Genomic DNA, 12,700 nt, shown 5'->3' with positions numbered 1-12,700 from the left:
GCTGCATTTTTTATTTCATTGCAGGTATGAACAGAATACTATTTTTCCTTTTGATACCCACTCTTTCCTTTTCACAGGGAAAAGATGTTTTAACCTACTTTAAATCAAAAGATTCTTTGGTAGGGGTAAAAGATCATACCGGGAAAATTATTGTTCCTGCGCAGTTCAAAGTCTTTTCATTTCTAAAAGACGGCGATCCTGTAAAAGAAGAAACCATTTATTTCGACGGGTCTAAAAAGGATGAGATAAAAGAAAAAAACGCCTGGGGATATGTCTATGATAAAAAAGGGAATTTCCTTTACAGACCTTTCCTGTACGATAATGGTGCTGACTATTTTTCTGAAGGAGTAAGACGGTTTGTTAAAAATGGGAAGGTAGGTTTTGTAGACAGAAACGGTACAACGGTAATTGAAGCCAAACATGATTTTGTTTCACCATTTAATTACGGATATGCAGCCTATTGTGATGGATGTGATTGGGAAAAAACCAATGATGAGCACAAAGCAATGGTAGGAGGAACATGGGGAGTGATGAATTTTAAAGGAGAAGTGATCCAACCTGTTGCGGCACAAACGAACTCCGTAGAAGTTAATGGGAAATTTTATCCAAATCCATTCAAATATAATGAGAAGGAGAAACGTATTCTTCAATTTTTCGAAAAACAAAATACAAAACTTTCGGAAATCTATTATGTCAACTGGTATAATAAATTATCCAAAGAGGAAAAAAGACTTTTTTTTGAAATCGTTGAAAGACCAAAAGAAAACTTTCCTTTTTATCAGGTAAATACATATGATTACAGGAAAATAGATGTGGGATTAACATTTGATTTCAAATTTTTAGTCTCAGCAGAGGGCCAGGAAATTTTTGCACTGGACTATGATAATGAAAAGGTTCCTTTTGAAAAATGGCTTAAGAGAGAAATCGTAAAAGCTCAGAAATATCAGGAAGAACATCCTGATAATCCTAATAAAATAAGTAAATAAGTCTAATAATATAATATCTGACATCTAATGTCTAATAACAAAAGAATTTTCGTAGAAAAAAGAGGTATTTTCGATGTTGAAAGTCCAAAAATTTTTGATGAGGTAAAAGCGGTTGTTCCGGCTGTTCAAAGCGTGAAAGTATACAATGTGTATGATATTTTCAACCTGAATGACGGAGAATTTGAAAAAGTGGTCAATAACACTTTTGTAGACCCTGTTACTGATATTTTGCATACAGAGAACCCTGCAAAAGCTATTCATTTCGGAATGGAATTTTTACCGGGACAGTATGATCAGAGAGCAGATTCTGCACAGCAGTGTATCGCCTTACTGACAGAAAATGAAAAATCAAAAGTAAGAAGTGGAAAACTGATTGAATTTGAAGGAGTTTCTGAAGCCGATTTGGTTAAGATCAAAGATCTTCTAATCAATAAAGTGGAATCTCAGGAAAAAGATTTATCTATTCTGGATATTCCTGCTGATGAAACACCATCAAAAGTAATCATCCACGAAAACTTCATCAATTTCAATGATGCTGAACTTGAAAACTTTTATAATAATCATGGTTTTGCACTTGGATTGGACGACCTGAAATTCATTCAGGAATATTTCAAAACTGAACAAAGAAATCCTACGGAAACAGAATTAAAAGTATTAGATACCTATTGGAGTGACCACTGTCGTCATACAACTTTTGAAACAGAATTGTCAGACATACAGTTTGAAGGTCAGTTCAAACATACATTGGAAACTATTTTCAATGATTATATCGAAAAAAGAAAATTCTTAGGGCGTGAACTGAAGCCGATTTCATTAATGGATCTGGCAACGGTATGCGGAAAGTATTTCCATAAAACAGGGAATCTTGATAACCTTGTTATTTCTGATGAGATTAATGCATGTACCATTCAGATCGAAGCAGAATACGATGGTAAAAAAGAACCTTGGTATTTATTATTCAAAAATGAAACGCATAACCACCCGACGGAAATTGAACCTTTCGGAGGAGCATCTACATGTTTAGGAGGAGCGATCAGAGACCCGTTGTCCGGAAGATCTTTCGTATTTCAGGCCATGAGATTAACAGGTGCTGCCGATGTTTTAGAACCGGTTGATAAAACATTACCGGGAAAACTACCTCAAAAAACCATTACGAAACAGGCTGCCAACGGATATTCATCTTATGGTAACCAGATCGGGCTTGCCACGACAATGGTTTCTGAAATCTATGATGAAGGCTATAAAGCCAAGAGAATGGAGGTAGGTTTCGTTACCGGGGCTGTTCCTGTAGACTGGGTAAGACGTGAGAAACCTGCTAATGGTGATTCAATCATTATCTTAGGAGGAGCAACAGGTCGTGACGGAGTAGGGGGAGCAAGCGGAAGTTCAAAAGAACAGGACGAAACCTCTATTCACACCATGAGTTCAGAGGTTCAGAAAGGAAATGCCGTAGAGGAACGTAAAATTCAGAGATTATTCAGAAACCCTGAAGTAACGAAGCTGATCAAAAAATCAAACGACTTCGGAGCAGGAGGTGTTTCTGTGGCAATCGGTGAGATCGCAGACTCTTTAGAAGTAAACCTTGATGTATTACCATTAAAATATGAAGGATTAAACGGAACCGAACTGGCTATTTCTGAATCTCAGGAAAGAATGGCTGTGGTGGTAGATCCTCAGGATAAAGAAAAATTCATTAAATTCTGTGAAGCTGAAAACATTGTGGCTGTAGAAGTGGCAAAAGTGACAGATTCCGGAAGAATGCAGATGTTCTGGAAAGGGGACAAAATTGTAGATCTTTCAAGAGCATTCTTAGATACCAACGGATGTTCAAAATCTCAGGAAGTGAAAATCACTCACCTGGAAGAAGTAAAACAAGAAACAAAAGCTTTCACAACAGAAAACTTCCTGAACATCTTAAAAGATAAAAACGTAGCTTCCCAGAAAGGACTGCTTGAAATGTTCGACTCTTCTATCGGAGCCACTACGGTAGCTATGCCTTTGGGAGGTAAATACCAGCAAACCCTGATGGAAGGAAGTGTGCAGACACTACCTATTTTAGGAGCAAAAGATATCAAAACCGTTTCTCTCGCAAGCTGGGGATTCGATGCTGAGATCTCAAAACAAAACTCACTGTTAGGAGCATCTTACGCTGTCGTGGAGAGTGTGGCAAAGATTGTTGCCATGGGAGGTGATTATAAAAATATCAGGTTAAGCTTTCAGGAATACTTTGAAAAATTAGGACAAAACCCTGAAAAATGGGGCAAACCTTTAGCCTCTCTTTTAGGGGCTTATGATGCTCAGATCAAATTGGGTCTGGCAGCAATCGGAGGTAAAGATTCGATGAGTGGAACATACCAGGACCTTAACGTTCCACCAACCCTGATTTCTTTTGCATGTGCCAACGGAGATAAAGAAAACATCATCTCTCCTGAATTGAAAAGTGCAGGGAACAAACTGTATTTCTTCAATCACGTTGCTCAGGAAAGCGGACTTCCAAACTATGATGCTTTAAAAGAAGTTTTTGAATTCATTTTCGAAAATATCAAATCCGGGAAAATTGTTTCTGTAAAAATAGTAAAAGAAGGTGGTCTTGCCGTAGCTTTGGCAAAAATGAGTTTCGGAAACAGATTAGGAGCAGAGATCAATGCTGATGAAAATGTATTATTAGCGAAAAATATCGGAAGCTTAGTTATCGAGGCGAAAGAGGAATTAAACGCAGCTTCCCTTCAGTTGATCGGAGAAGTAAAAGACTCAGGAACCTTAAAAATTAACGGTATTGAATCAGACATTATAGATCTTGTAGCGGCCAATACTAATACATTTGAAAATCTTTTCCCGACTGTAGAAAAAGAAAAGATCACGGTTGAAATTGATGCAAAACATAACTCGGTCAACCCAAGAAATATCATCATTAAAAAACACGGAATCGCACAGCCGAAAGTATTTGCTCCGGTATTCCCGGGAACCAACTGTGAATATGACACACTGAATGCATTCCAGAAAGAAGGCGCTGTAGTAAGCAGCTTACCTTTAATCAATATCAATCACCAGTTACTCGATGAAAGCATTGATGCATGGGTGGAAGAAATCAGAACATCTCAGATCCTTGCATTCTCAGGAGGTTTCTCTGCTGGTGATGAGCCGGATGGTTCTGCAAAATTCATTGTAAACGTTCTGAAAAACGAGAAAATGAAAAATGCAGTTCACGAATTATTAGACAGGGACGGAATGATCATCGGAATTTGTAATGGATTCCAGGCGCTAGTGAAATCGGGACTTTTACCTTACGGAAGAATCAAAGATCTGGATGAGAACTCTCCAACATTAGCTCACAACGCCATCAGAAGACACATCTCCCAGATGGTAACAGTGCAGGTAGTAAATGACGAAAGCCCTTGGTTAAAAGGAATGAAAGGACAGACTTTCACCATTCCGATTTCCCACGGTGAAGGACGTTTCATGGCTTCAGAAGATGAAATCAGGAAATTATATGAGAACGGACAGATTGCTACCCAGTACATTGATCTTGATGGAAACATTGCCCACGGGATGCCTTTCAACCCTAATAATTCATTATTCGGAATTGAAGGGATTACCAGTCCATGTGGTAAGATCTTTGGTAGAATGGGGCATCCGGAACGATTTGCTGAAGGTCTCATGAAGAATATACCAACCGCGAACTATCACAATATCTTTAAAAATGGAGTTGAGTACTTCAAATAAAAATAATAAAAAAATGATCGTCATTAATGGCGGTCATTTTTTTGATCTGGCGGGCTTCTATGACGAAGTTTCAGAAGTACTGATGAAAAATGCTGACTGGAAAGTCGGAACTTTGGATGGTTTTGATGATATTCTGTATGGTGGATTTGGAGTTTTTGAACCCCATGAAGAAATTGAATTGATCTGGAAGAAATCTGGAAAATCCGGACATGATTTGGGTTTCGAGGCCACCCGCGAGTTTTATGAGAAAAAAATAAGGCAGGGAAAACCTTTTAATATAGAAATGATCAGAGAAAAACTGAACGAGCTGATAGCACAAAAGGGACAAACTTTATTTGATATTCTCGTAGAAATTATTGAATCACATCAAAATATTAAGCTAATTTTGGATTGAAATTAACAATCCATTAAAGGGGATAAAGATTATGGTCAGGTAACTTCTTACCGCTTTAAAATCTTAGTGATTAAATTATAAGACTTAGAAATGAAAAGAATGATTTATGCGCTGTTCTTTGGGGACAGTATTACATATGGTGAATATGACGGAGTATTTGGTGGATGGGTTGATATTTTAAAAAGATATGCATTACAGAAATTCCATGAAGGTCACAATGAATTGATTGTTTATAATTTAGGAATCGGAGGAGAAACAACGGAAGGTCTGATAAAGAGGATACCTCATGAGCTGGCTGCAAGGAATTCCGCAGATGGGAATGTTGTTTTTATTGCCTATGGGGCAAATGACCTAGCTATTAAAAATGGAAATAAAATGGTAGCGCCTGAGGATTTTAAAGCTAATATTGAGGAGGCCATCAGAATTGCAAAACAATTTACTACAGATATATATCTGGTGAGCATTCTTCCTTTTTCTAAAAATGTAGATGGAATTGAAGTTGCTTCCGGAAAGCTGAGAACCAATGATGAGGTCCTTACTTACAATAGTATTCTGAAAGGCATGACAGAAAAGCATTCTTTAACCTATATCGATTTTTATTCCGCATTGGTAGACGATAAAGAAGTTCTTCTTTCCCAGGACGGCGTACACCCCAATGAAAAAGGGTATGGAATGATGGCCGAAATTGCAATTCCAACCATTGAAAAATATTTATAGATGCCTTATTTATTTTCATACGGAACTTTACAGAAAGAGCAGGTACAGACCCAAACCTTTGGAAGATTGCTCAAAGGTGATAAAGATGTTCTCATAGGTTATACATTAAAAATGCTTGAGATTACAGATCCGGAAGTTCTGAGAAAAAGTAACCAGAAATACCATCCTATTTTAACGTTTTCAGGTCATGTCGAAGACCAGGTAGAAGGGATGCTTTTTGAGATTACAGACGATGAAATTCTGTTGGCTGATGCGTACGAAGTGGACGATTATAAAAGAATCGAAACGATTTTTAAATCCGGAAGGAAGGGCTTTATTTATGTCGCAAGATAATTCTAGGTAACAGTAATTATTCTAAGCAGAGCACGATTTCGGCTTTCTCTAGCTGAATAGATACTTCGGATAAACCAAAATCCCTACAATTAAAGATACAATAGCCATAAGAATTACAGCACCTGCTGAAATATCTTTAATAAAGCCTATTCTTTTGTCAAATTCAGGCTGAATGATATCGCAGATCCTTTCAATGGCAGTGTTAAGAATTTCCGTACTTAAAACCCCAAAAGAAACGATGAGAACGAGGGCAGTATCGAATTTTGATAACTGTAAATAAAAAATAAGGAAAATGTTGATCAGCAGAGCAATACACTCGATCTGAAAATTTCTTTCTGTTTTTATCATTAAAAAAAGACCTCGAAAAGCATTCCGGAAACTTGTATGAATAGGAGGTTTACGCATGATAAAAAAGATTATGTACAAATATAATTAATTGATCAAAGAAAATGCCTATCTTTAGTCCTTAATGATGGTTTATCCATTAAAAAAGTATCCCGGAAGTAGTTTTAAAAATCTTTTACTCGTTGTTAATAACTCTCAGAATTATATTTTTTAATCTATTTTCTATTTATTATATTTGTAAAAATTTATTTTTAAATCTATGAAATTTATTATTTCAAGTGGTGAATTGCAGAAGGCTTTGCAAACTGTAAGTGGCGTAATATCAAGCTCTCAATCGAGACCGATCTTAGAAAACTATCTTTTCGAATTAAACGAAACCCAGGTTACCATTACAGCATCTGATGGCGAAACAACTCTTGTAACTTCTTTGGAAGTAAAGTCTGATGATTCGGGTAAATTTGCTGTTCCTGCTAAAATTTTTCAAGATTTTATCAAAACATATGGTGAACAACCGCTTACATTTTCTGTAAAGGATAATGCTGAGGGAACGGGTAGCCAGCTGGAAATTTTGGATGAAAAGGATAATTTCGCAGTAGCATTGGATAATGCGGATGATTATCCGGAGCTTCCTGAATTTGATGCTTCACAAAGCGTGACCATGTCCGCAGGTATTTTATCTGAAGCACTTACCAATACTCTTTTTGCAACAAGTAATGATTCTCTTCGTCCGGTGATGACAGGAGTTCTATTCCAGTTCGGGGAAAATGAGACGAATTTTGTTTCTACAGATTCTCACAGACTGGTTGTTTACAAAAGAATGGACCTGATGAACGTAGAACCTATGGAGTTCATCATGCCTAAAAAACCTTTAAATATTTTCAAAAATATATTGGCAAGTTCCAACGAAGACGTTACTATCGATTTCAATGAGAACATGGCTAAATTTACTTTTGGTAAACATATCTGGATCTGTAGACTGATTGACGGAAAATATCCTAACTATACTGCGGTTATTCCAAAAGAAAATCCGAATGTATTAACAATCAACAGAAACCTGCTATTAGGTGCGATCAAAAGAGCATCGATCATGTCTAATAAATCAACCAATCAGGTAAGATTTAAATTATCTGCCAACATCCTTCACCTTCACGCAGAAGATACGGAATATGCAAACAAAGCAGATATGCAGATCCCTTGTGATTATAACGGAGAAGATATCAACATCGGGTTTAGCTCTAAGTTTTTAACAGAAATGTTGACTATTCTTGGTTCTGACGATATCACAATGAAAATGTCTCAGCCAAACAGACCGGGAATCATTGAACCTCTTGACGGTCTTGAAGAAAACGAAAATATCTTAATGTTATCAATGCCGGTAATCGGACTATAAGATTAAGCTCAATTAAATAACAGAGGTTTTGAATTTTCAGGACCTCTTTTTTTTGTTTTTGCGTTCAGTTGGGAAGTTAAAAATTTCGTTATTTCTTAAAAAAACACGACCTTTGTAAACGCAAAATTCGAAGTAAAAATTTTCAAAATAAAGTGAATGAAACCTTATAAGGTTGGCATTTAACCGATAAAAAATAGATTTAAGCAGATGAAAATATCAAATAACTGGCTGAGAGATTACATAAAAACGGAATTGAAAACTGAAAGAATCGGTGAGTTCCTTACAGATATTGGTCTTGAAGTTGAAGGTATAGATAAATTTGAAAGTGTAAAAGGAAGCCTGGAAGGAATTGTAGTAGGTAAGGTCTTAACCTGCGAAAAACATCCGAATGCTGACAAACTTAAGAAAACAACTGTAGATGTAGGAAACGGAAAGGTGCTTAACATCGTTTGTGGTGCTCCTAATGTGGAAGCCGGACAAACTGTTCCAGTTGCAGTGGTGGGAACAAAAATCTACGATAAGACCGGAAACTTTTTTGAAATTAAAGAAGCAAAGATCAGAGGTGAAGTTTCACAAGGAATGATCTGCGCAGAAGATGAGCTAGGCCTTAGTGAGGATCATGGAGGAATCATGGTTCTTGACGAAGCACAATATGAAGTAGGAAAGAATTTTGCAGATTATTTTGAATTGGCAACTGATGAGGTAATTGAAATTGGTTTAACGCCTAACAGGACCGATGCTATGTCGCACTATGGTGTAGCAAGGGATCTTTATGCTTTTCTTTCAACCAATCAGCAAAAAGCCCAGTTTGAAAAGGTAGCTTCGGAACCATTAAATAATGAAGGTGCTCATAACTTTACTTTAGAAGTAGAAGATGCTGAATTATGCCCTAGATATATAGGAGCTGTTATTGAAGATGTAAAAGTAGCAGAATCTCCGGCATGGTTGAAAAACAGATTGAAAGCAATCGGTTTAAGCCCGATCAACAATATCGTGGATATTACCAATTATATTCTTCACGGATTCGGACAACCGCTCCATGCTTTTGATGCAGACAAAATTGCTGATAAAAAATTAAAAGTAGGGACCGTAAAAAAAGGAACAAAATTTACGACTTTGGATGGTGTGGAAAGAACTTTAAACGGTTCTGAAGTCATGATCAAAGATGGAAAAGATAAACCGATGTGTATTGCCGGTGTTTTTGGTGGTGCCAATTCCGGAGTTTCTAATGAGACAAAAACAATCTTTTTGGAAAGTGCTTATTTTAATCCGGTAGCGGTAAGAAAAGGAGCTAAACTTCATGGATTGAACACGGATGCATCATTCAGGTTTGAAAGGGGAGTGGATCCTAACCTTACAAGAACAGCTATTACCCACGCTATCAAAATGATCCAGGAAATTGCAGAAGGAAAACTGGTTGGAGAGTTGCTGGAAGAATATCCAAAGAAAATTGAAGACAGCTATGTTATCATAAGGTTCTCTAAAATAGAACAGATTCTTGGAACTAAAATTCACAGAGAAAAAGTAAAAGAGATTTTAAAAGCTCTTGAAATTAAAGTTTTGAACGAAATTCAAAATGGTTTGGAAATTTCTGTTCCGGCTTACAGAGCTGATGTGACGAGGGAAATTGATGTTATCGAAGAGATTTTAAGGATCTACGGATATAATAAGATTGATGCTCCACAAAAGATATCATTTACACCTGTAAAGCTAAGCGCTAATGATCAGGATGAATTGGAAAACAATTGGGCAAGAACTTTACAAAGTTTAGGTTTTAATGAAGTAATGAACAACTCACTTACTTCTGTAAAAGATGAAACGGATGCTGTGAAACTTCTGAATCCTTTGAGTGGTGATTTGGCTTTCATGAGAAAATCCTTGTTGGAAGGGCTTCTTCAAAATTCCATTTATAATATTAACAGAAAGAACCAGGATATTAAATTCTTTGAGTTTGGAAAGATTTATCACAAAAGAGCTCAATATGAGGAAAGAAAACAGCTGGCTATTCTTGTTTCAGGAAGAGAGGTTGCTGAAAACTGGTTACAGCCGAAATCAGCAACGGATTTCTACAACCTGAAAGCTTATGTGAAAGTATTGCTGGAAAGATTGGCAATCGATTATAAAGAAGTTGCTTTGTCCGATAACAGATTCTCGGATGCAATTGCTTATGAAGCTGATGGAAAAGTATTGGTAAGAATTGGAAAAGTGGCTCCGGAATTATTGAAAGATTTCGATATTGACCAGGACTGTTTCTATGCCGAAATTGAACTTGAATTGGCTCAACAATTACGATCTGGGAATGAATTGAAATTCAGGGATATTCCTAAATTCAATAAAATCAGAAGAGATCTGGCATTGCTGATCGATAAGAATATAACATATCAGGAGCTGTATCAGACAGCCAAAAAGAATAAATCTCCTTTCATTAAAAACATCAATCTGTTTGATGTATACGAAGGAAAAAACCTTCCGGAAGGAAAGAAATCCTATGCGATGAGTTTTGAGTTATTAAATGAGGCAAAAACTCTTGAGGAAAAAGAAATTTCCGAAGTAATGGATTCTTTGATTAAATCTTTCCAGAAAGAATTCAACGCAGAATTAAGATCATAAATATAAAGAAACGGTCTAAAGCCCGTTTTTTTGTTATATACATTGATAACGGACAGGCTTTAGCCTTCTAAGAATAATAAAATTCTTTCAAAGCCGTTTAAATAATATAATTTCCGTAAATTTGGTTAAATCAAAAAAGAAAAAAATGAAAAATCTTTTTTTAAGTATAAGTGCAGCCGTGATTTTGGCGTCGTGCGGAACTATGTCAAGCGCATCTGCTTCAAAAGTAGGAAAATCTCAGCCTTCATTGGTCAATACAAAATGGACTTTAGCGGATAATGTAAAAGGGAAAGTTCCTACATTGAATATCGAGGGAGAAAAGATCAATGGAAATGCCGGATGTAATAACTATTTTGGTACGGTAAAGCTTGATGCTTCTACAGGTAATTTTTCAGCAGGGCAAATGGGTTCTACAAAAATGGCCTGTGATAATATGAATGTGGAGCAGAACTTCATGGATATGATGGGAAAAGCAAACAAATACGTAATTTCAGGAACAACTTTGGAATTGTATAAGGACAATCTTTTATTATTGAAATTTAATAAATCAGAATAAAAAATAAAAGGAACTCAATTGAGTTCCTTTTTTATGTTTTAGGGTTTTCTTATTCTTCCTCTTCTTCGTCGTATTTAGCTAATTCTTCGTCACACCATTTGAACGCTGCTTCTACCACTTTAGTAGCTTCGTCTGCCATGGTCTCTTCATCGTCTCCTTCCAAATCATCCAGCCACTCAACTTCTTCTTCCTCAACGTTCAAGATAAATCTTGGGTATTCTGTATGAACCACGAATAAATCCTCAGGAAATTCCGAATTGTCTGCTAATAAAAACTTTGGTAATTTCATTTTTTTAATATTTTAACTTTCTCAAAGATAATAAAATTATTGATATTTGTTCTTGTCGATCCTAATTTTTTGTAAAACTTTGTACTGGGTAAGTGTAGTTTTCTGTAGGGTATCTTGAGGCTTGAATGTCAGGCTTATATTGGAATTGACTGTGCTTATTAATTCTGCAACCTGTATTTTTTCCAGGTCTTCGGTCGTTTCCAAATAAAATGTGATAGGTTTATCCTTAAGATTTTCAGTCTCTAAAAATTGACTGATATTTTTTCTGTTTTCCAGATAATTGCCTTTTGAAAGCCAGGTAAAGAGTATTCCTGACAGCAAACTTAATGCTCCGATTGCATACACTTTTATATTGAAGATATCAAAGAGTCTTTTGAAGTACATTAGCCACAGAGGTAAGCTGAATGGAGCTAATAACCGATAATCTATAGGATTGACAGGATAAAAATACTGAACAAAAAAGGAACATATGATTCCTGAAATTCCAATAACAAGAAAGAACAGATCACTGTCAGATAACCGGATCTTAATAAAAAGAAATACCATCAGACAGATATTCAGAAATCCGATACCATAAATCACATTATTAATCAAACCACCTCCCGGATCTGCAATATGAATAAAAGGATTAAAAGTAGTAGCCAGACCCTGAAACAATTCAACCAACAGCTGTGAAGTAGGGTGGAGACCCATTTCTAAGGATTGCTTAATGTAGTTTTCATTAAAATAATCCAAAAAAGTAAACTTGTATAAAGCTACAAAACCACAACCAATGAAACCTGAAATAATGAAAGTACGGGCATACTTTTTTTTCCATACCAATAATCCGAAAAGCCCTGTTCCCCCCATAATAAACAATGAACTATAGCGGATATTATATAAGGCAATTAATGATAAAGAAAGATAAAATACAGCTTTTCCTTTTTCCAGTTGTCCAGTAATAATTAAATGTGCTGTATACAGGAATAAAAATACAAATGGAAGGATGAGCGCTTCACTCATCGTAAAAGAGTAAATTGAAACGAAACTGAATAAAGCACTGACGATAACAGATTCTTTAAAGAAAAAGTTTTTTTTCCAGGCAAAGGCCACAATAAAAAGAAAAGCCAGAATCCCGATTACTTTACTGCTCCAGAATTCGTCCATCCCCAGATATGTAAAAAGCTTAATACTTAACGGATATCCTACAGGTGTTGTCGTATTATCAATAGTCGGGAATACATGAGCAAATCTCATATACCGGATTGAATCCGGGCTTACCCTGCCTTTCTCATTGAGTAAAAAACGTAAAATGGTCATCATTACAATAATGATGACCAATGATATCTGAATATTTTTTTCTTTAATTTTCATTAGG

Annotated in this window: 11 protein-coding genes; 8 read left to right on the top strand and 3 right to left on the bottom strand. The window is 36.0% G+C overall.

Annotation, left to right across the window (positions count from 1 at the left end):
• Nucleotides 1–26 precede the first annotated feature (26 nt).
• The 5 genes from MTQ00_RS07825 to MTQ00_RS07805 all read left to right on the top strand — a co-directional run bounded on the left by MTQ00_RS07825 (nt 27) and on the right by MTQ00_RS07805 (nt 6,153).
• A complete protein-coding gene (locus MTQ00_RS07825) occupies nt 27–986 on the top strand; it encodes a WG repeat-containing protein (protein ID WP_273648357.1) in 960 nt (319 codons plus the stop codon).
• Between the two features lie 27 nt (nt 987–1,013).
• The gene (locus tag MTQ00_RS07820) at nt 1,014–4,709 is read left to right on the top strand and encodes a phosphoribosylformylglycinamidine synthase (RefSeq protein WP_273648356.1); all 3,696 of its coding nucleotides are present in this window, start codon (nt 1,014–1,016) and stop codon (nt 4,707–4,709) included.
• Between the two features lie 13 nt (nt 4,710–4,722).
• The gene (locus MTQ00_RS07815; protein WP_273648355.1) at nt 4,723–5,103 is read left to right on the top strand and encodes a ribonuclease inhibitor; all 381 of its coding nucleotides are present in this window, start codon (nt 4,723–4,725) and stop codon (nt 5,101–5,103) included.
• A gap of 90 nt (nt 5,104–5,193) precedes the next feature.
• The gene (locus MTQ00_RS07810; protein WP_273648354.1) at nt 5,194–5,820 is read left to right on the top strand and encodes an SGNH/GDSL hydrolase family protein; all 627 of its coding nucleotides are present in this window, start codon (nt 5,194–5,196) and stop codon (nt 5,818–5,820) included.
• Nucleotides 5,821–6,153 carry a gamma-glutamylcyclotransferase family protein gene (locus MTQ00_RS07805; protein ID WP_172278932.1) on the top strand — a complete coding sequence of 111 codons (333 nt, stop codon included), beginning with the start codon at nt 5,821–5,823 and terminating at the stop codon, nt 6,151–6,153. It abuts the gene before it with no gap.
• Nucleotides 6,154–6,201: 48 nt separating this feature from the next.
• Here the strand turns inward: MTQ00_RS07805 and MTQ00_RS07800 are convergent, their stop codons facing one another.
• Nucleotides 6,202–6,558 (bottom strand): diacylglycerol kinase family protein, encoded by a 357-nt coding sequence (locus MTQ00_RS07800; protein ID WP_172278930.1) that lies wholly within the window; start codon nt 6,556–6,558, stop codon nt 6,202–6,204.
• A gap of 199 nt (nt 6,559–6,757) precedes the next feature.
• Here MTQ00_RS07800 and dnaN point away from each other — a divergent pair, with 199 nt between their 5' ends.
• The 3 genes from dnaN (at nt 6,758) to MTQ00_RS07785 (ending at nt 11,054) form a co-directional block, all read left to right on the top strand.
• Nucleotides 6,758–7,888 (top strand): DNA polymerase III subunit beta, encoded by a 1,131-nt coding sequence (dnaN, locus tag MTQ00_RS07795; protein WP_172278928.1) that lies wholly within the window; start codon nt 6,758–6,760, stop codon nt 7,886–7,888.
• 207 nt (nt 7,889–8,095) lie between these two features.
• Entirely contained in the window at nt 8,096–10,498 is a 2,403-nt protein-coding gene (pheT, locus tag MTQ00_RS07790; protein ID WP_273648353.1) for a phenylalanine--tRNA ligase subunit beta, read from the top strand.
• Nucleotides 10,499–10,643: 145 nt separating this feature from the next.
• Nucleotides 10,644–11,054 (top strand): META domain-containing protein, encoded by a 411-nt coding sequence (locus MTQ00_RS07785; RefSeq protein WP_172278924.1) that lies wholly within the window; start codon nt 10,644–10,646, stop codon nt 11,052–11,054.
• A gap of 49 nt (nt 11,055–11,103) precedes the next feature.
• On the opposite strand, the gene MTQ00_RS07780 is transcribed toward MTQ00_RS07785, so the two are convergent.
• Both MTQ00_RS07780 and MTQ00_RS07775 read right to left on the bottom strand, forming a co-directional pair.
• Nucleotides 11,104–11,343, bottom strand: coding sequence for a hypothetical protein (locus MTQ00_RS07780; RefSeq protein WP_007845674.1), 240 nt, complete (start codon nt 11,341–11,343; stop codon nt 11,104–11,106).
• Nucleotides 11,344–11,379: 36 nt separating this feature from the next.
• Nucleotides 11,380–12,696: a hypothetical protein gene (locus MTQ00_RS07775; protein ID WP_273648352.1), complete on the bottom strand. Its 1,317-nt coding sequence runs from the start codon at nt 12,694–12,696 to the stop codon at nt 11,380–11,382.
• Nucleotides 12,697–12,700 lie beyond the last annotated feature (4 nt).

It is taken from the genome of Chryseobacterium sp. B21-037, assembly GCF_028570785.1.
GTDB classification, from domain to species: domain Bacteria; phylum Bacteroidota; class Bacteroidia; order Flavobacteriales; family Weeksellaceae; genus Chryseobacterium; species Chryseobacterium proteolyticum.
This window is presented reverse-complemented; position numbering and strand designations above follow the sequence as displayed.